The sequence below is a fragment of the Hoeflea phototrophica DFL-43 genome (assembly GCF_000154705.2).
Lineage (GTDB): Bacteria > Pseudomonadota > Alphaproteobacteria > Rhizobiales > Rhizobiaceae > Hoeflea > Hoeflea phototrophica.
The window spans coordinates 4,349,798-4,367,203 of sequence record NZ_CM002917.1 but is presented as its reverse complement, the minus strand read 5'-3'; the positions used below and the strand labels follow the sequence as shown (position 1 = coordinate 4,367,203).

Sequence of the window (17,406 nt, the reverse complement as noted above, 5' to 3'; positions counted from 1 at the left end):
TGCGCGGCGCTTTACCCGGTTTCATCGCTGGTGATCATGGCCGCGCCCAGGATCGCACCGGGAGAGCCATCTCTGCCCACCACCTGCAAAAGGATCGCGCAGCCTGTTCCGGCCTTGGCGGACAGCACGGATGCCGGCAGTGTCAGGGACTTCGCGGTGCCGTTCCACATGCCCACTGTTTCGATGTCGCGGACGCTGTGCCGGTAGGTGATGGTGCTGCCGGCGTTCTCGCCGCGGGTGATATCGACCGTGTTGCTGTCATCGAAATAGACGACCACGATGTCGGCTTTGCCCTCACCTTCGCCGATGCTGATGGTCAGCCCGTCATTGTCATAGGCCGCATCCACGGTGACGTTGAGCCCCTCGTCTATGGCGGAAAGTTTGTTGATCAGGGCGTTGACTGCAGCCGGGTCGGCGCCGTTTGCATGATCGCGGCCATTGACCACCGCCTGTGGCGTGTAGACGTTCTTGCGCTTGAGGGTGTGGGCATAGCCATATTGCCGCTCGGTGCTGGCCTTGCTCGCCAGCGTATCGACCCAGCCGAGATAGTTCCAGTAATCGACATGATAGCTCAGGGCCAGAACATTGCCCTTGTCAGCCATTTTCGCCAATTCTGCATCGGCGGGCGGGCAGGACGAGCAGCCCTGGCTGGTGAACAGTTCGACCACGCCGATGAAATCGCCCGCTTCCGCCGTGGCCCGAAGCGGGCCTGCCAGGGCCATTGCCGCAATCAGCGGCAGGGCAAGAGCGTGAAAAAGCGTACGGGCAGTCATCGGGTTCGGGTCCATGGGTTGGGTTGAGAAAGCATGAGATGGCTTTGTCTTGAAACTACCTCTACCTTGAAGTGGCGGACACGTCCAAATCACGTTGCGGTGAGAGATTGCGAGCACCGTAATCCAAACAAAAACGCCGGGGCAGCAATGCCCCGGCGTCTGAAGTCGGTTTGACTGTTCGTCAGGTCAGGCAGCCAGATCGCGCAGAACGGTCTGCAGGATGCCGCCATTGTTGACGTAGTCGACCTCATCAAGCGTATCGATGCGGCAGATGATCGGGATGTCCTTCACCAAGCCATCTCCATAGGTCACCTTGGCGGTCTTCCTTTCGCCCGGCTTGATGTCGGCAAGGCCTTCGATGGACACCATCTCGTCGCCCTTGAGGCCCAGGCTTTCCCAGCTTGAGCCTTCTTCGAAGACAAACGGGATAACTCCCATGCCGACAAGGTTCGAGCGGTGAATGCGCTCGAAGGATTGGGCGATGACGGCGCGGACGCCAAGCAGGTTGGTGCCCTTTGCCGCCCAGTCGCGTGACGAGCCGTTGCCGTATTCGACACCGGCGAAGATCACCAGCGGCACGCCTTCGGCCTTGTACTGCATGGCTGCGTCATAGATCGAGACCTCTTCGCGCGACGGGTAGTGGAAGGTGTAGCCACCTTCACGGCCGTTCGGTCCCAGCATGTGGTTGCGCAGCCGGATGTTGGCAAAGGTGCCGCGCATCATGACTTCGTGGTTGCCGCGGCGGGTGCCGTACTGGTTGAAGTCGGCAACGCCGACGCCATTGTCCATCAGGTAGGATCCGGCAGGCGACTGTGCCTTGATCGAGCCGGCCGGCGAGATGTGGTCGGTGGTGATCTTGTCACCGAACAGACCCAGCACGCGTGCGCCGACGATGTCGGAAATGCCGGCGCCGGTCTTGCCCATTCCGGCAAAGTAGGGCGGGTTCTGGACATAGGTCGAGTTGTCGTCCCAGGCGTAGGTCTGGCTTTCAGGGGCTTCCACCGCCTGCCAGTTCTCGTCGCCCTTGAACACGTCGGCATATTTGGAGGCGTAAAGCGCACGGGTGACATATTTCATGATGAACTCCTGGATCTCCTGGGAGGAGGGCCAGATGTCCTTGAGGTAGACGGGGTTGCCGTCCTTGTCATCGCCGATCGGTTCGGTGGTCAGATCCTTCTGGACCGAGCCTGCAAGCGCATAGGCCACCACCAGCGGCGGCGAGGCCAGATAGTTGGCCTGAACGTCCGGCGAGACGCGGCCTTCGAAGTTGCGGTTGCCCGAGAGCACGCCGGCGGCGATCAGGCCCTTGTCATTGATGGTCTTGGAGACCGGGGCAGGCAGCGGACCGGAGTTGCCGATGCATGTGGTGCAGCCGAAGCCAACAAGGTTGAAGCCGAGCGCGTCGAGATCGGTCTGCAGACCGGATGCGGCCAGATATTCGGCCACCACCTGGCTGCCAGGCGCCAGTGATGTTTTCACCCATGGCTTGGTCTTGAGGCCCTTGGCGAGGGCGTTGCGGGCCAGCAGGCCGGCGCCGATCAGCACGCTCGGGTTCGAGGTGTTGGTGCAGGAGGTGATGGCTGCGATCGCCACGTCGCCGTGGCCGAGATCATAGTCTTCGCCTTCAACCTGGTAGCGGTTTGTGAGCTGACCCGGTTTCTTGTACTCACTTTCGAGAGCCGTGGCGAAGCCCGAGGCAATGCCTTCGAGCGGGATCCGGCCTTCGGGACGCTTCGGCCCGGCCATCGACGGCACCACGGTGCCCAGATCGAGATCGAGCGTGTCGGTGAACACCGGATCGGCGGCGCCGGCCTCGCGCCACATGCCCTGCGCCTTCGAATAGGCTTCGACGAGCTTGATGCGATCTTCTTCACGGCCCGACATGGTCAGATAGTTGATGGTTTCGCCATCGACGGGGAAGAAGCCGCAGGTAGCACCATATTCGGGACCCATATTGCCGATGGTGGCGCGGTCGGCGAGCGACATTGAATCCAGGCCGGGTCCGAAGAATTCGACGAATTTCGACACAACGCCCTTCTTGCGCAGCATCTGCACCACGGTCAGCACCAGGTCGGTGGCGGTGACGCCTTCCTTGATCTTGCCGGTCAGGCGGAAGCCGATGACCTCAGGCAGCAGCATGGAGATCGGCTGACCCAGCATGGCGGCTTCGGCTTCGATGCCGCCGACGCCCCAGCCGAGCACGCCCAGGCCGTTGATCATGGTGGTGTGGCTGTCTGTGCCAACGCAGGTGTCCGGATAGGCGGTGATTTCGCCGTTTTCTTCCCTGGTCCAGACGGTCTGGCCGAGATACTCCAGGTTCACCTGGTGGCAGATGCCGGTGCCGGGGGGAACAACGCGGAAGTTCTTGAACGCCTGCTGACCCCATTTGAGGAAGCGGTAGCGCTCGCCATTGCGCTCATATTCATGTGCAACATTGTTTGCCAGCGCCTGCGGTGTGCCGAATTCATCGACGATGACCGAGTGGTCGATGACCAGGTCGACGGGGACCAGCGGGTTGATTTTCTGCGGATCGCCGCCGAGCGACACCATGGCGTCGCGCATTGCGGCCAGGTCGACCACGGCGGGGACGCCGGTGAAATCCTGCATCAGAACGCGGGCCGGACGATAGGCGATCTCGGCTTCGGTCTTGCCCTTGTTGGTCAGCCAGGCTGCCACGGCGAGGATGTCGTCCTTCTTGACGGTGCGGCCGTCTTCATTGCGGAGCAGGTTTTCAAGGATCACCTTCATCGAGAAGGGAAGCGCCGCAACGCCGGTCAATCCGTTCTTTTCCGCCTCGATGAGGCTGTAATAGGTGTAGTCGGTTCCGTCGACACTGAGTGTGGAACGGCAGTTGAAGCTGTCGAGTGATTTGGCCACAGGCAACCCGCTTTCGTCAGTTCAGCCGAAGGTACGAGGCGAACTCCTTGCACGCTCAAGCGTGGAGAGGATGCGGGTACGGTCATTTCCGCTGTCCGCCCGTGACACCGGTCAGGCATCATGTTCGGCACAAGATTGAAATCACGCCGACCGCTGGCGTGGTTGCGGGACTTATAGATAATTTCGTAAGAACGTGCCAGATCAACCAATGGCCCATTTCGATGTTTTTTTGGGCATTCGCGCCGAAGCCGGTCCGGCAGGCAGGAAACAGGGGCAAAACAGCGTATGCGGGCAATTGCCACCAATCTGGCGGGACGGCGTGGCGCAAGCCTGTTGTTTTCCGGCATCGGTTTTTCTCTGACGCAAGGCGAGGCGCTGGTGATCACCGGCCCCAATGGCGCCGGCAAATCCACATTGCTCCGGGTGATTGCGGGTCTGCTTGATGCTGATTCGGGCCATTTCGCCCTGCACGGTGAGGATGAGCTGGCTCTGCCGGTGTCCGAGCATGCGCATTATCTCGGTCATCGCAACGCCATGAAGCGTGAACTCAAAGTGTCCGAAAACCTCGAATTCTGGCAGCGTTTCCAGGCTTCGGAGACGGCTGAGGGCCTTTCCGTCGATGCGGCTATCGAGGCAGTCGGGCTCACCGGCGTGGCGCATCTGCCATTCGGCTATCTCTCCGCAGGCCAGCAGCGGCGCATCGCGCTGGCGCGGCTGCTGGTCTCGGCGCGGCCGTTGTGGCTTCTCGATGAACCGACGGCGGCGCTCGACAAGGCTTCCGACAAGCTGTTTGCCGATCTGGTGCGGGCGCATCTGGTACAGGGCGGGATGGCCATTGCCGCCACCCACCAGCCACTGGGGCTGGAACAGGTTCAGACCCTGGAGCTCTCCGGGGTTCACAGCACGGTCGCGGACGGCCAGGAGGCCTGGGCATGATGGCGCTTCTGAAGCGCGATCTGGCGATCGCCACCCGTTCCGGCGGTGCGGCGATGCTGGGTGTGCTGTTCTTTCTCGCCGTGGTCGCCGTCATTCCCTTCGGCATCGGGCCGGATCTCAACATGCTGGCGCGGATCGGTCCGGCAATTCTCTGGATCGGTGCGCTTCTCGCTTCGCTGCTTGGCCTCGACCGGCTGTTTCAGGCCGACCGGGAGGACGGCTCGCTCGACATGCTGGTGATGCAGGATTGGTTCGGGCTGATCCTGACAGTGTTCATCAAGAGCTCGGCGCATTGGCTCGCCACCGGCCTGCCGCTGGTTCTGGCCGCACCGCTGCTGGGCCTGCTGATGAATATGGAGGCCATGGCCACAGGGGCGGTAATGCTGACGTTGCTGGTGGGAACGCCCGCGATCTCGTTCATCGGCGCGGTCGGCGCCGCGGTGGCGGTGGCGCTGCCGCGCGGCGGTCTGCTGGTGTCGATCCTGGTGCTGCCGCTGGCGATCCCGATCCTGATTTTTGGCGTCAGCGCGTCCTATGCCGCGGTCACCGATCCCGACCCGTTCTGGCCGCCCTTCATGATCCTGTCGGCGATTGCGCTGTTTTTTGCAGCCCTGGGCCCGGTTGCGGCGGCTGCCGCGCTGCGCGGTGCATCGGATTGAAGTGTGTTTCGGTCTGGCGCAATCGAAAGCCGGTTTGATTTGCCGCATTGAAACCGGGCCCGGCAAGCATTAGGAATTGGGCATGAGTGATACAATCGTTTCCCAGGGCTGGTTCACCAGCCTCGCAAATCCGACGCGCTTCCTGTCGCTTTCGGGCAAGATCCTGCCCTTTCTGGCGGCGGCCGCCGTGCTGACGCTGGTGACCGGGCTCTACATGTCCTTTGCCGCGCCCGAGGATTACCAGCAGGGCATCACGGTCAGGATCATGTTCATTCATGTGCCCGCCGCCTGGCTTGCGATGATGTGTTACACGGTGATGGCGATCTCCTCGATCGGAACGCTGGTCTGGCGTCATCCGCTGGCCGATGTCGCGGCCAAGACCGCTGCACCGATCGGGGCCGCCTTCACCTTTCTGTCGCTGCTCACCGGGTCGTTGTGGGGCCGTCCGATGTGGGGCACCTGGTGGGTCTGGGATGCGCGGCTGACCTCGGTGTTCGTGCTGTTCCTGATGTATCTGGGGCTGATGGCCTTGCACCGGGCGATGGATGATCCGGCGCGTGCCGCGCGTCCCGCTGCGGTGCTGACGCTGGTGGGGTTCATCAACATTCCGATCATCAAGTTCTCGGTCGACTGGTGGAACACGCTGCACCAGCCGGCCAGTGTGATCCGGCTTGACGGCCCGACCATCCACCCCTCGATGCTCTATCCGCTGCTGGTGATGGCGATTGCCTATACGCTGATCTTCTTTACGCTGCATTTGATGGCTATGCGCAACGAGATCTGGCGCAGGCGGGTGCAAACGATGCGCCGCCAGGCGGCCCAATCCATCGGCCAGGGTGCGTGAAAGGTCCAAATTGATGAGCCATGAAGCCTTTGTGTTCTGGTCCTATGCCGCGACAGCGGTCACGCTTGGCGGGCTTCTCATTGCCATCCTGCTCGATGGCCGGGCGCGCCGGCGCGAACTCAGTGAACTCGAGGCGCAAGGCGTGCGCCGCCGCTCCGACGCCAAGCGGGATGCATCCTGATGGCTGACGGGGCGTCGAAAGACACCGCAACAACCCCATCCGGTGGTTCGGGTGCCGGCAAACGGTGGATACTAGCCTTTCTGCCGCTGGTGCTGTTCATGGGGCTTGCGGGCGTGTTTCTCTATCAGCTCGGCTCCGGCAAGAATGCCAGCGAGATCCCCTCGGTGCTGATCGGCTCAAAGGCGCCGTCGCTGAACCTGCCGCCGCTTGAAGGCCTCGTTGAAAATGGTCAAGCGGTGCCCGCGCTCACCGATGCAGCCATTGAGGGCAGGCTGTCGCTGGTCAATGTCTGGGCCTCCTGGTGCGTGCCCTGCCGCCAGGAGCATCCGATCCTGCTGGAACTGGCAAATGATCCGCGGGTTGAACTGGTCGGCATCAATTACAAGGACAAGACGCCCAATGCGCTCACCTTCCTGGGCGAGTTGGGCAATCCGTTCACCGCCGTCGGCGTCGACCCGGCCGGTCAGGCGGCGATCGACTGGGGTGTCTACGGCATTCCCGAGACCTATCTGGTCGGGCCTGACGGCACCATCCTGTTCAAGCAGATCGGCCCGTTCACACCCGAAAGCCTGCGCGACAAGCTGCTGCCGGCGATTGAAAAGGCCATGTCCCCCGGCAGCTGATTTTGGCAGCTGACCCGGTATTCGAAACGACGCTTGTGCGTTTTTTGCAGCCAAGCCTCACTCCGGCCCTCGCCGTGGCCGGCTCCGGGCTCTATCTTGGCCCGCATGAACACACAAAAATCTTTCCAGCGCATCATTCCCGATGGCGACACCCATGAGCGTGATGTCTGCGCCACCTGCGGCTTCGTCAACTACCAGAACCCGCGCATCGTGGTGGGCTCGGTGGTCCGGCATGAGGGCAAGGTGCTGCTGTGCCGCCGTGCCATCGAGCCGCGCCGCGGCTTCTGGACCGTGCCGGCCGGCTATCTCGAACTCAACGAAACACCCGAGGATGGCGCAAGGCGCGAGGCGCGCGAAGAGGCGCTGGCGCATCTCAAGCTCGGCGAATTGCTGGCGGTCTATTCGGTCCCGCACTTAAGCCAGGTGCAGCTGATCTGGCGCGCCGAACTGATGGACCCGGGCGCGGGTGCAGCGCTGTTCGGCATCGGCGAGGAGAGCCTGGAAGTCGAGCTGTTCGACTGGGACAATCTCCCAACCGGCGAAATCGCCTTCCCGACCGTCCACTGGATGCTTGGCCACGAGCGCGAGGTGATGGCGAAAGGGTATCAAGGACCGTTCGGCAATCCTGGCTAGGGCTGGAAGTCTGTTCCGGTCCGGGCGCGGGCAATTGTGCTGGGACGAGCGAATGAAGGGCTTGCGCGACGGCTGAAATGGGCGGGGAGGGCGTTCGTTGCACATTGCACCATGGTCTGCTCAGCGGACAGACCGCCATTCGCTGCGAACCCACCAAAGTCCGCTTTCAGAATACGAACTGCGGAACTTAAAAGGGGATGTCGTCATCCAAACCAAACGAGTGAGTAGCCTCAGGAAGCGCGCCAGACGGCAACGGTTGATTTGTTACAGTAAACAGATTGAGGATATCATCCCTGTCCATAAACATGATCTGACTTCGCTTCGTGGCATCCAACTTTTGACCTAGCCAGTTCTTGGCCTGCTTTGTGATTTCGCCTCCTGCAACGATGAAGGCGTGATCCACGAGGGCTTTCTTACTTGTCTCAGGATCGAATATTTCATGACCCAGCATCATTAAAACCTGTTGATATATTTCAGATATATTCCTGTTGCTACCTTTACTCATCCCTGCGGCGTCGATTTTCCCTTTCTTGGCTTGGATTCCAAAGTATAGAACATGTTGTGTCGGCAGGACGTATCGCATCCAAATATCTTTGCCGTATTCTAAAGCTTTGTCAGTGTGCCCCGCTGCTTGAATGCGATGAAATCCTAGTTGCCGGAATAGTGGTAGAAGCACTTCTTCTATCAGCTCGTCTTCGGAGCATTTATCCAGATATCCACTCAGATTTTCACGCCGCTCCAATTCTTTGGGTGTGAAGGGTCGATGTGGGTTCGCCGCTTGGGAGATTGTGTTTGTGCCGATGTGCCTGATGTAGAGAAGCTCATCTTCCCCATAGTAAGCTTCGAAGCCTTCACGGGAAAACGGCTTGTTGATGTGTTCGAGCGCAAGGGCGCGATTAGGGTCATCTTCTTCGGCGTCAGCCTTGTGCATCAGAACACGAAAAACATGCACAAATCGCTCGGGTAGAGCGTATGGCCCCGACGATGGTTCGGCCAACAGTTCAGCAAGTACACCAGAAGTCCAAGCCCACCGTGTGGAGCCATCGTGTGCGTAGTCCATATCGCATTCTTCGAAGAAACGCGTAATGTAGCTGCTAGAGCGGTATGGGAAATTTGGAGCATCGCCAATTACGGCTTCGGCCAGAACTCGCAGGTTCCTGTCTTTGAATTTCATTTCTCACACCTTGCGGTATCGAGCAAACTGCCCAAAAGCTCTGCTTGTTGCAGCTTAGTGCCTTGCTATCGAAATGCAGACGTTCGTGTAATCTGCGGCATTTGTCAAAGTCGCCGCCTTGTGGATATTGGTGGTGGCGACATTCAAATTTTGCTTTGGCCTCTGAGCATTAATTAGATTGCAAGGTTAAAATCTATTTGTCTGAGCAAAAAACCTCCAAGAAGATGATTGCATAATCCATGTATGATCTAATTCAGCTTATTGAGAACTCAAGTCGAACTATTAATTCCGACTTCTGCCGCTGGTTTAAAAACGTTCCGCCGGCAGCTGGATGGAATGTTGTTTCTGACTATAGTTTAGGCGATAGCAATAAGCAGAACGATGCATTTTCGTTTGTCATTTTTCCGAACCACGATACCCTTGATAATATCGCGTCATATATAGCCGCGGTGGCCCCCCGCGACATAAAAGCTTCGCGGAAACCATCGCAAGGGCTTCTCGACTATCTCTGTTGTCCAGTAACGTTCAGCTTTAGCTTTTTGGTGGAGCGCCAAAGCCGCTATCTGAGGAGTGTCATTACTCTAACAGAGATGAAGGGACTCGCAGATGTGCTACAAGCTATTGTGCGAGAGTGGGCGGTGGAAGAGCCACCAAATGCGGCTTACTACGAAGCCGTCGGCCAGAGGCTAAGACTTCTCGCCGCTGAACTGGCTAAAAAAGACCCGTCGCTCAAACTGTTGCGTCAGATATTCATTGTCGCGTCTTTTGCCACCATCGTTCTCGCTATGGTTAATGACGCGAAATCACCTTTGACCATTCGCTGGATTAGCGATAGGGACGCAATGTTTGACCGACACGATGGCATCGCTTTCGATCTTGCGTGGGTGCTCTTCCAATGCATGCGGCGCATCAAAGGCGGTGTAGTTGATCTTCGTCGACCTCAGCTAGCCTTTGCAACACCAGGCATGGACGGCGTGACAGAATACGCCGAATTTGTACGGCTGGCCGATTACTTGGCGGGAACCTTGGCAGACATAAAGCTACCTCAGATGATGTTTACGCACCCAAAGTTTCCGCCTGTGTTCAATCGCCTCTTAGTGAATTCTCCAAATAACGCCGTAATTGAGCTTGTTGACGCAGAGATTGGAATAAAATCGCGACGCCTCGTGTTCGGAGAACCGCCTATCGGAGCGACAAGCGCGCGCCGAAGAGGCGAAGGTGATAGCTCCCGGGGGTCCTGAATATTACAAACTATAGCTTTCAAGCCTGCGCTCAAAAAGAAAGTCGAAGGGCGCTAAGCTGCTGTTCAATGCCCTTTAGGAGAACGTCGGCATTGGGCCCACAATTGCCCATCCCCGCAACCAGTCTCATAACGCTATCAGCCGCCAGAGCCATCCGGCCTGCCAGCCACGCGAGTCTGGCCCGATCACCCCGGCCCCGCAAATAAACGCTTGTTCACCGGCCGCCATTGGTGCCAGTTTAGGGCTTGTATCAAGGGGAGAATTCTGTGTTTCACGGCAAGGTACTGGTGGCCCAGGGGGGCGGGCCGACGGCGGTTATCAACCAGTCGATGGTTGGGGCGGTTCTGGAATCACGCAAGTTCCGCGCTGTCGAGTTGATCTACGGCGCGGTCCACGGTGTGAGCGGAATCCTGGACGAGGATTTTTACGATCTGACCCAGGAGACCACCCACAATCTGGAGATGGTCGCCAACACGCCGTCCTCGGCGCTTGGTTCGACGCGCGACAAACCGGATCTGAAGTACTGCCAGGAACTGTTCAAGGTGCTGCGGGCGCACCAGATCGGCTATTTCTTCTACACCGGCGGTAATGATTCCTCGGACACGGTGCGCATCGTCAATGATGAAGCGCGCAAGGCAGGCTACGATCTGCGCTGCATCCACATCCCGAAGACCATCGACAATGATCTGGTCGAGAATGACCATACGCCGGGCTTCCCTTCCGCTGCGCGCTATGTGGCCCAGGCCTTCATGGGCATCAATCTCGACAATGCGGCGCTGCCCGGCGTCTATATCGGCGTTGTCATGGGCCGCCATGCAGGCTTTCTCACCGCGGCCTCGGCGCTCGGCAAGAAATTCTCCGATGACGGCCCGCACCTGATCTACATGCCCGAGCGCACCTTCGAGATCGACGGGTTCCTGAGCGACGTCAAGCAGGTCTATGAGCGCTACGGGCGCTGCATCGTGGCCGTCAGCGAGGGCATCCATGACGCCTCGGGTGAACCCATCATCACCAAACTATCCAGGGCAATCGAACGTGACGCCCATGGCAATGTGCAATTGTCGGGAAGCGGCGCGCTCGCCGATCTGCTGACGCAGAAGGTCAAGGACGAGTTGGGGATCACCCGGGTGCGCGGCGACACGCTCGGCTACATCCAGCGCAGTTTCGTTGGATGTGTGTCCGATGTCGACCAGAACGAGGCCCGCGAAGTGGGCGAAAAGGCCGTTCAGTACGGCATGTTCGGCGATCGCGACGGATCGGTGACGATCAAGCGCACCGGCCACTACTCGGTCGACTATGAACTGGTTCCGCTGGAATTGGTTGCCGGAAAGACCCGGACCATGCCCGACGAATTCATCGCGGCCTCGGGTCACGACGTCACCGACGCGTTCCGCATGTATCTTCGCCCGTTGCTGGGCTCAGGCATGCCGGACGCCCATCGCCTGCGCCCCAACAAGGTGCCGAAGATCCTGGCCGTCCGGTCATAAGGCCCCGCATCCGGGCGGGGTTGTGGTGTCCGGCCATGTGCATTTGGCCGGATGCGCGGCAGTGTGGCGTGGCGGCGTTGTCAGCCGCCTGAAAGCTCGGCCTCGAGCCGCGCGAATCCGCGAAACCTTATGCGGCCGCCCTGTTGGCGGGAGGTTATCCGGTAGCTTTGAAAGCGGTTCAGGAACCGCGTCAGGGCCACCCGGCCTTCGAGCCGCGCAAGGGTGAGGCCGACGCAGATATGTGGCCCTCCGGCAAAGGCCAGGTGACGGTTCGGCTTGCGGGCGATGTTGAAGCTGCCGGGATTGCCGAAGACCGCCGGATCGCGGTTTGCGGCGCCGATGCACAGGTGCAGGTTGGTGCCTGCGGGGATGGCAACGCCATCGATTTCGGTGTCTCTAGCGGCTTCGCGATTGCCGAACTGATTGGGCGAAGCCATGCGCAGCACCTCCTCGACACAGCTGTTGATCAGCTCCGGATTGGCGCGCAAACGGGCCTGTTCCTCGGCGTGATCATTGAGCATTGCGAGAGCGTTTCCGATCAGGTTGGTGGTCGTCTCGTGGCCGGCGTTGAGGATGAAGATGCAGTTCTGTATCAGCTCGATTTCGCTCAATTTGCCGCCCTCATCGCCGGCTGTCAGGCGGGTCAGCACATCGGTTTCCGGATCTCCCGGGTGCTGCCTGCGATGGGCGATGAGATCCTGCAGATAGGCCTTGAATTCAGCCACGGCCTGATTGCCCTGAGCCTGCTGAGCGGGGGTCAGCACCGGCTCCAGGGCCCCGAGGATCGCCAGCGACCAGTCGCGCAACGGCGCCCGGTCCGCCATCGGGACGTCGAGCAGGTTGCCGATGATCTGGATCGGGATCTGCGCTGCGAAATCCTCAATCAGGTCCGCCTTTTGCGGCAAGGCATCCAGCAGGGCGTCGACGGTGCCGATCAGGCCGGGCTCAAGCCGCGAAATGGCGCGCGGCGTCAGAGCCGAGGACATGATCCGCCGCACACGGGTGTGCAGTGGCGGATCATTGAACACCAGCGATGTGGTGTGATGCTCGAACAGCGGACTGTTCTCGCCGAATTTTGGCTTGAAGGCAGCGCGCTTGTCGGAGGTGAAAAGGCCCGTGTCCTTGTAGATCCGCTCAAGATCCGCGTGACGCGACAACAGCACCGAGCCGTCGGGTTGGAGGCACACAGGTGCGTGCAAAAGCAGCCGGTCGTAATGGGGAAAGGGGTTGTCGTGAAACCCGCCGGGCAAATTCTGCAGATCAAGCATGATCCATGGGTGCCGTGCTGATCGGCACATGTCAACGCTCAAGCCTGCCTGATCAGGCTGCGGGCTTCAGCGCTGCCTGATCAGCTGTCCGCCTGCCATCATCCGCTGACAGGACCCTACCCTGGCTCCTGGCCCTAGCTCTTGGTCTCTTCCTCATCTTCTTCCGGCAGCGCATGGCGCTGCATCAGCGGCAATTGCAGCAGCGTGAAGACGATAGAGAGTGGCAGGTTGCCCCAGACCTTGAAGGCGATCCAGAAATCGGTGGAGAAATTGCGCCAGATCACCTCGTTGACCACGGCCATCACCAGGAAGAAAATCCCCCAGCGCAGGGTCAGGATGCGCCAGCCCTCGGCATCGAGGCGGAAGGCGGAATCGAAGACGTAGCCCAGCAGAGACTTTTTGAAGAGCAGCCCGCCCAGCAGGATTCCGCCGAACAGCGTGTTGATGATGGTCGGCTTGACCTTGATGAAGGTCTCATCCTGCAGCCACAGCGTCAGGGCGCCGAAGACCAGCACGATAATGCCCGAGACAAGCGGCATCATCGGCAGGGTGCGGGTCAGGCTCCAGGAGACCGAGAGCGAAATCGCCGTGGCGATCATGAAACAGGCGGTGCCGACAAAGATCGGTCCGCCGATATCGGCCAGAAACGGCACCCGCTCGGCAATCCAGTCGCCACGCGCATTGGCAAAGAAGAAGACCAGAAGCGGACCCAGTTCCAGCGCCATCTTGAGGGCGGGATTGATGTGCTTGCGCTTGGGATCGTTGGGATCGCGCTCGAACAATGGAGCAGGATCCTCGCCGGCCACCTGTTTGTCGGGGCTCTTGTCGTTCATGTTGGCTCTCCAGCGATGGCGGAGGCGAAATCTGCTGCCTCGAAGGGTTCCAGATCATCTACCCCTTCGCCGACACCGATGAAATAGACCGGCAATTTGTGCTTGGCCGCGATTGCAACCAGAATGCCGCCGCGGGCGGTCCCGTCGAGCTTGGTCATCACCAGCCCGTTGACGCCTGCGACATTTTTGAAGATTTCGACCTGGTTGAGTGCGTTCTGACCGGTGGTGGCGTCGAGCGTCTGCAGCACCGTATGCGGCGCGTCGGGGTCGAGCTTGCCGATGACGCGGACCACCTTGGCGAGTTCGTCCATCAGCTCGGTGCGGTTTTGCAGCCGGCCGGCGGTGTCGATGATCAGCACGTCGGCGCCATCCGCCCGGGCGGTCTCGAAGGCTTCGTAGGCGAGCCCCGCCGCATCGGCGCCAAGCTTGGTCGAGACCACTTTCGAGCCGGTGCGATCGCCCCAGATCTTGAGCTGCTCGATCGCTGCGGCACGGAAGGTGTCGCCTGCGGCGAGCGTCACCTTGAGCCCGCCCGAATGCAGTTTTGCGGCAAGCTTGCCGATGGTGGTGGTCTTGCCGGTGCCGTTGACGCCGACCACCAGAATGACATGCGGCTTGTGGCTGAGATCAAGCTCCAGCGGCTTGGCCACCGGCTCAAGCACGCGGGCGATCTCGTCGGCCATGACCTTCTGCACTTCGGCGGGCGAAATGTCCTTGCCGTAACGGCCCGAAGCCAGCGCGTCGGTGATCCGCAGCGCTGTTTCAACGCCGAGATCGGCCTGCAGCAGCACGTCCTCGAGCTCTTCGAGCGTTTCCTCGTCGAGCTTGCGTTTGGTGAAGATGCCGGTGATCTGGCCGGTGAGCTGACCCGAGGTGCGCGACAGGCCCTGGCGCAGGCGCTGCCACCAGCCGCCCTGCGGTTCCGGCTCGGTCGGTGCGGGCTCCGTCGCGGTTTGCACGCTTGACACTTCGTCGCGGACGATAAGCTTTCGAGGCTCAGGCTCAGGCTCAGGCTCAGGCTCAGGCTCAGGCTCAGGCTCAGGCTCAGGCTCAGGCTCAGGCTCAGGCTCAGGTTCGGTGTCTGCCGCCGGTTCGGGATCTGCGGTCTCGAACGCTTCGGTGGCGGCGATCTGTTCGATGGCCGGGTCAGCCGCGATGTCGGCCAGCGTCACCTGATCCGGGGTTTCCGCAACGGCGCCTTGGTCCGGTTCCTCGCCCGAAAGCGGAGGTTCGCCGGAATGTTCTTCATCCTGGGGTTCAGGCGCGGACAGCGTGCCGTTGCCCGCCGTCTCCGGCGTGAAGTGCATTTCGCCGGGGTTGTGGGGGAAGGACTGTTCGGTTTCCGCGGTGGCAGCTGCCGCGGGTTCCTCAACGTCAGGATCCGGCGTGACATCAGGCGCAACGGGCTCTGGCCCGGGCGCGGCTTCTGTCTGAGCCGTGTCTGCTTGTGGAGTCTGTGCCGGCGAAGATTCGGGCGGGGCGGTTTCCGGCGGTGCTGCCGGCGTCTCCATCTGCGGCTCTGATTCCGGAGCTGGCGCTTCGTCCTTGGTCTTGCCAAAGGAGAAGACTTTCTTGATGAAATTGAACGCCATGCCGGAAGTGTGTCCTTTTCAGATCGAGCTTGCGGGGAGAGCGCTCAGGCCAGGTTGCCAAGCCGCGTCATGTGAAAGGGCAACGCGCTGTCCACCAGCCTTGCCACCCAATTCTCCGCCAACAGGCCCCTCTGCAAGTTCCCCGGTGAGCCGCTCGCCGTCCTGTCCGGTAACCCTGATCAGTGCCATCTGCCCTTTCGGCGCGCCGGGCGCAACCACCGGGGTGAAATTTTCTGTCCGGGCGATGCCGGAAAACTCGACCAGCGCCGAATGGATGCCGCCGGTCCTGGCCATCTCCCCGAGATGGGCGCGATAGGCTTTTTCGCCCGAGTCCCGCAGCCGCGCGGCGCGGGTCTTGATCAGGCCCCGGTCAAGCTGCGGCATGCGGGCTGCCGGTGTGCCCTCGCGCGGCGAATAGGGAAACACGTGCAGGAATGAGATGCCGCACGCCTCGATGATCTCCAGAGAACGGGCGAACATCTCCTCGGTCTCGGTTGGAAATCCCGCGATCAGATCGGCGCCAAAGGCAAAGCCGGGTCTGAGATCGCGCACCGTGCGGCAGAAGGAAACAGCATCATCACGGCTGTGACGGCGTTTCATGCGCTTGAGGATCATGTCATCGCCATGCTGCAGCGAAAGATGCAGATACGGCATGAAGCGCGGCTCATCGGCAATCAGATCCATCAGCGCGTCGTCAACCTCGATGGAATCGATCGAGGACAGTCGCAACCGCTGGAGCTCGGGGATCTGGTTGAGAATGGTTCTGGCCAGGGTGCCAAGGCTCGGCCTGCCGGGCAGATCGGCGCCATAGCTGGTGGCATCGACCCCGGTGATGACCACTTCCTGATAGCCGTTTTCGACCAGAGTGCGGATCTGGTCGACCACCGCGCCCATCGGCACCGAACGGGAATTGCCGCGGCCATAGGGAATCACGCAGAAGGTGCAGCGGTGATCGCAGCCGTTCTGGACCTGCACGAAGGCGCGGGCATGGCCCGCGACCGCCTCAATCATCTGCGGTGCGGTTTCGCGCACCGCCATGATGTCGTTGACGCGGATCTTCTCGCTCTGCGAGACGCCGAAATCGGGCAGTTTGCGGTAGGTGGCGGCCTCGCCCTTGGCGTCGTTGCCGATCACCGCATCCACTTCGTCCATGCCTGCGAATGTCTCAGGCTCGGTCTGCGCGGCGCAGCCCGAAACCACGATGCGGGCGTGGGGGTTGTCGCGCCGCAGCCTGCGTATGGTCTGCCGCGCCTGGCGCACCGCGTCCGCGGTCACCGCACAGGTGTTGACCAGCACCGCATTGTTGAGCCCTGCGGTTTCCGCGGCCTTGCGCATGGTTTCTGATTCGAAGGTGTTGAGGCGGCATCCGAAGGTCACCACCTTCACTCCGCTCACGCAAGCACCTCGTCGGCCTGCCAGGCGCCGGTCAGCGGGTCGACCCGGCCGGAGAATTCCCATTCCGCAGGCCCGGTCATGATCACGTGATTGTTCTCGCGCCATTCGATCTCAAGCGGACCGCCGGGAACATTCACAGTGACTGTGCGCCCTGTGCGTCCGGTGCGGGCCGCCGAGACACCGGCCGCGCAGGCCGCCGAGCCGCAGGCGCGGGTCAGGCCGGTGCCGCGTTCCCAGGTCCGGATGTCCAGTGTGTGATCATCGATCACCCGGGCAATCGAGATGTTGGCACGTTCGGGGAAGATCGGATGATTCTCCAGAAGCGGGCCAAAACGCTCGAGATCATAGGACCAGACGTCGTCCTTGACCCAGAAGACGGCATGCGGATTGCCGATCGCCACGGCCGATGGTGAATGCAGCACCGGCGCGTCAATCGGGCCGATCTGCAATTCGATCCGGGTGGTGTCGTGGAACTCCTCGGCCAGCGGGATCTTGTCCCAGGCAAATTCCGGCCGCCCCATGTCGACCGAGATCAGGCCGTCTTCGTGTTCCTCGGCGGTGAGAATGCCGGCCAGCGTCTTGAAGGTGAAGCTCTTGCGCCCGGTTTCCGACGCCAGCGCCTGGACCACACAGCGCGTGCCGTTGCCGCAGGCCTGGGAGCGCGAGCCGTCGCGGTTGAGGATGTCGATTCGGTAATCGACGCCGTCGAGATCGATGTCGTGGATCGCCATGATCTGGTCAAAGCCGGTCCGGTCCCCGCTCGCAAGCGCAATGGCTGCCTCCGAGGTCACGGCATCGCTGCGGCCACGCATGTCGATGACGACAATGTCGTTGCCCAGTCCGTTCATCTTTGCAAAAGGAACCGTCGATTCCATGTGCGCGCCTACCAG

Annotated in this window: 16 protein-coding genes; 8 read left to right on the top strand and 8 right to left on the bottom strand. The window is 60.9% G+C overall.

Annotated elements, in window-relative coordinates; genetic code table 11:
• Positions 1–11: 11 nt before the first annotated feature.
• Complete coding sequence (locus HPDFL43_RS20670) at positions 12–773, bottom strand: DUF1223 domain-containing protein (RefSeq protein WP_040450653.1); 762 nt, start codon at positions 771–773, stop codon at positions 12–14.
• A 186-nt stretch (positions 774–959) separates the two neighbouring features.
• A complete protein-coding gene (gene acnA / locus HPDFL43_RS20665; RefSeq protein WP_007199378.1) occupies positions 960–3,650 on the bottom strand; it encodes an aconitate hydratase AcnA in 2,691 nt (896 codons plus the stop codon).
• 285 nt (positions 3,651–3,935) lie between these two features.
• On the opposite strand from acnA, the gene ccmA reads away from it, so the two are divergent.
• From ccmA to HPDFL43_RS20635, 6 genes are all read left to right on the top strand, one after another.
• Positions 3,936–4,586 (top strand): heme ABC exporter ATP-binding protein CcmA, encoded by a 651-nt coding sequence (ccmA, locus tag HPDFL43_RS20660; protein ID WP_007199377.1) that lies wholly within the window; start codon positions 3,936–3,938, stop codon positions 4,584–4,586.
• The gene (gene ccmB / locus HPDFL43_RS20655) at positions 4,583–5,245 is read left to right on the top strand and encodes a heme exporter protein CcmB (RefSeq protein WP_007199376.1); all 663 of its coding nucleotides are present in this window, start codon (positions 4,583–4,585) and stop codon (positions 5,243–5,245) included. The genes ccmA and ccmB overlap by 4 nt, the downstream gene beginning before the upstream one ends.
• 82 nt (positions 5,246–5,327) lie before the next feature.
• Positions 5,328–6,089 (top strand): heme ABC transporter permease, encoded by a 762-nt coding sequence (locus HPDFL43_RS20650; RefSeq protein ID WP_007199375.1) that lies wholly within the window; start codon positions 5,328–5,330, stop codon positions 6,087–6,089.
• A 10-nt stretch (positions 6,090–6,099) separates the two neighbouring features.
• Positions 6,100–6,270 carry a heme exporter protein CcmD gene (gene ccmD / locus HPDFL43_RS20645; protein WP_040450651.1) on the top strand — a complete coding sequence of 57 codons (171 nt, stop codon included), beginning with the start codon at positions 6,100–6,102 and terminating at the stop codon, positions 6,268–6,270.
• Positions 6,270–6,893: a DsbE family thiol:disulfide interchange protein gene (locus HPDFL43_RS20640; RefSeq protein ID WP_007199373.1), complete on the top strand. Its 624-nt coding sequence runs from the start codon at positions 6,270–6,272 to the stop codon at positions 6,891–6,893. The genes ccmD and HPDFL43_RS20640 overlap by 1 nt, the downstream gene beginning before the upstream one ends.
• 105 nt (positions 6,894–6,998) lie before the next feature.
• The gene (locus HPDFL43_RS20635; RefSeq protein WP_007199372.1) at positions 6,999–7,526 is read left to right on the top strand and encodes an NUDIX hydrolase; all 528 of its coding nucleotides are present in this window, start codon (positions 6,999–7,001) and stop codon (positions 7,524–7,526) included.
• Between the two features lie 187 nt (positions 7,527–7,713).
• On the opposite strand, the gene HPDFL43_RS20630 is transcribed toward HPDFL43_RS20635, so the two are convergent.
• The gene (locus HPDFL43_RS20630) at positions 7,714–8,700 is read right to left on the bottom strand and encodes a PDDEXK family nuclease (protein ID WP_007199371.1); all 987 of its coding nucleotides are present in this window, start codon (positions 8,698–8,700) and stop codon (positions 7,714–7,716) included.
• 239 nt (positions 8,701–8,939) lie between these two features.
• Here HPDFL43_RS20630 and HPDFL43_RS20625 point away from each other — a divergent pair, with 239 nt between their 5' ends.
• Together HPDFL43_RS20625 and HPDFL43_RS20620 are read left to right on the top strand one after the other, a co-directional pair.
• A complete protein-coding gene (locus HPDFL43_RS20625; protein WP_007199370.1) occupies positions 8,940–9,941 on the top strand; it encodes a hypothetical protein in 1,002 nt (333 codons plus the stop codon).
• 266 nt (positions 9,942–10,207) lie between these two features.
• The gene (locus tag HPDFL43_RS20620; RefSeq protein ID WP_007199368.1) at positions 10,208–11,428 is read left to right on the top strand and encodes a 6-phosphofructokinase; all 1,221 of its coding nucleotides are present in this window, start codon (positions 10,208–10,210) and stop codon (positions 11,426–11,428) included.
• An 80-nt stretch (positions 11,429–11,508) separates the two neighbouring features.
• Here HPDFL43_RS20620 and HPDFL43_RS20615 read toward each other — a convergent pair whose 3' ends face one another.
• The 5 genes from HPDFL43_RS20615 to dapF all read right to left on the bottom strand — a co-directional run bounded on the left by HPDFL43_RS20615 (position 11,509) and on the right by dapF (position 17,391).
• Positions 11,509–12,696 carry a cytochrome P450 gene (locus tag HPDFL43_RS20615; RefSeq protein WP_007199367.1) on the bottom strand — a complete coding sequence of 396 codons (1,188 nt, stop codon included), beginning with the start codon at positions 12,694–12,696 and terminating at the stop codon, positions 11,509–11,511.
• Between the two features lie 134 nt (positions 12,697–12,830).
• Positions 12,831–13,529: a septation protein A gene (locus tag HPDFL43_RS20610; protein WP_007199366.1), complete on the bottom strand. Its 699-nt coding sequence runs from the start codon at positions 13,527–13,529 to the stop codon at positions 12,831–12,833.
• Positions 13,526–15,121 (bottom strand): signal recognition particle-docking protein FtsY, encoded by a 1,596-nt coding sequence (gene ftsY / locus HPDFL43_RS20605; protein ID WP_040449414.1) that lies wholly within the window; start codon positions 15,119–15,121, stop codon positions 13,526–13,528. Before ftsY ends, HPDFL43_RS20610 begins: the two co-directional genes overlap by 4 nt.
• Positions 15,122–15,139: 18 nt before the next feature.
• Positions 15,140–16,516: a tRNA (N(6)-L-threonylcarbamoyladenosine(37)-C(2))-methylthiotransferase MtaB gene (mtaB, locus tag HPDFL43_RS20600; RefSeq protein ID WP_084594748.1), complete on the bottom strand. Its 1,377-nt coding sequence runs from the start codon at positions 16,514–16,516 to the stop codon at positions 15,140–15,142.
• Positions 16,513–17,391, bottom strand: coding sequence for a diaminopimelate epimerase (gene dapF / locus HPDFL43_RS20595; protein ID WP_007199363.1), 879 nt, complete (start codon positions 17,389–17,391; stop codon positions 16,513–16,515). The genes mtaB and dapF overlap by 4 nt, the downstream gene beginning before the upstream one ends.
• Between the last annotated feature and the right edge of the window lie 15 nt (positions 17,392–17,406).